Origin of the sequence: Fulvivirga sp., from assembly GCF_040220315.1 — a bacterium.
Classification (GTDB): Bacteria; Bacteroidota; Bacteroidia; order Cytophagales; family Cyclobacteriaceae; genus Fulvivirga.
In genome coordinates this window covers 1-1601 of the sequence record NZ_JAVJUY010000007.1, presented here as the reverse complement: position 1 = coordinate 1601, position 1601 = coordinate 1, and the positions used below count along the sequence as shown (strand labels likewise).

General features: G+C 34.7%; 3 protein-coding genes. All 3 read right to left on the bottom strand.

The genetic code is table 11. The features are described from left to right. On the bottom strand, positions 1-739 hold a 739-nt coding region (locus RLO81_RS00310; RefSeq protein WP_350105595.1), incomplete at its 3' end, for an NAD-dependent epimerase/dehydratase family protein. Positions 740-743: 4 nt separating this feature from the next. Continuing rightward, complete coding sequence (locus tag RLO81_RS00305) at positions 744-1187, bottom strand: HAD family hydrolase (RefSeq protein ID WP_350105592.1); 444 nt, start codon at positions 1185-1187, stop codon at positions 744-746. Positions 1188-1357: 170 nt separating this feature from the next. After that, positions 1358-1601 (bottom strand): phosphoribosyltransferase family protein (locus RLO81_RS00300; protein WP_350105591.1); only part of this gene is annotated, 244 nt, incomplete at its 5' end.

Below are 1601 nucleotides of genomic sequence, written 5' to 3'. Positions count from 1 at the left end.
GTCCAAAGATCGACTTAAAATCGCCTACGATTCGTTCCATGCTATATTTTTCAGGAAAGGAAAAGTTGAAAATATCAGATTTTGTTTTGTGTTCCAATAGATATTCTATGAACATAACCAATTCTTTCACATAGATATTAGACTTGACTGTAGACCTTTTGCCTATATAAGGGAAGAAACCACGTTTCAAGGTATGGTAAAGACGAGTAAAATTCCCGTTTTCATTTTCACCAAATACCACTGCTGGTCTAATGATCTTTAGTGACCTTCCAGACTTCCGACCCCTCCAGGCTTCCAACTCTTTCTCTGCCAAAAGCTTAGAAATTCCGTAAGCTGTATCTGGTGTGGTAATAGAACCTTCAGTTTGCTGGATCTCTCCAGCCTTATAGACCATCATTGTACTAGTGAATATGATATTTTCGATACCTAATTGTTCGCATAGCCGAATTGTGTTAATGGTGCCAATGTGATTCGTTTCAAAATATTCTTCCCAGTGATAGCCCGGTTCTTTACATAATGCTGCCAGATGTATGCAGTAGTCAAAATCTATTTTATCTTCAATTTTATTAATCAAGCCTTCAGATCGGATGTCACTAAAGTATGTATTTATTCTTTCATCGGATAAATCTGAAGATTTCAGATCTATGTTCAGTATATGTGCACATGGATTTCCGTTCAGAAAAGATTGAATTAAGTGTGTGCCTATGAAGCCGGATCCTCCAGTGATTAGAATCTTCAATATTTTAATAATTATAAAATTCGATACGTTCTTCCTCTAGACTTGCCAGAATTCGATCTTTTGACAAACTAGATGGGTTTACTAGAACAGTTTTTTTAGCGATTCTGATTGTTGGTAAGTCATCGTAATGGTCAGTGAAAAATAAATCTACTTCATCACGAAAATAATTTCTAACTCTACTCGCCTTAACTTCCGAAAGGCATTCGACATCATTTGCTAGATCACCCTTTTCAGTGGCAAAAATTGGGATAAGTCCAAGAGATTCCCCTAGTGGATTGGCATAAAATGAGAATGCTGCTGTAGCAAGAGCCACAGTATTTATAGACTTGTTTACGTACTGCGCTAACAAAGACTTACGAATAAATTTCTTAAACCAAAACAATAGCAACTTATCAATGATCCCAACACATCTAAGATCATAATAAAGTAGACCGACCTTACATTTCATGCTCCATCTATTTTCCTTTTTTTGAATTCTCCTAATCAAGATTGTGATGAGCTTATATATTTTTGAAAACTGAAAGGTAACAACTAGAAAGATAAAGAAAATAATAACAAAATGTTTATAAGTATTTACTCTACATAATGTTCCATCTAAATCAAATACGATATTCATCACTAAGCATCAAGAGACCATGGAAATTGCAATATAGTCCGCTCATATAAGAAGTAATCAGGCCGGACTAGTACGGATCTATGAGTTATGGTTAACGATGCCTTTTTTAATGAAACTTCAGGATTAATCTTTAATAGATACTCACTAGCCAATTGCATCGTCCTGCCAGTATCAATTGCATCATCAATAATCACAACTCTTGCACCATTAATAATTAATTTTTTAGTCGCATCTTTCAAATTAAAA

Coding starts and splice junctions, on each gene's coding strand:
- RLO81_RS00305 (WP_350105592.1), bottom strand. CDS start 1,187: ATGAAATGTAAGGTCGGTCTACTTTATTATGATCTTAGATGTGTTGGG.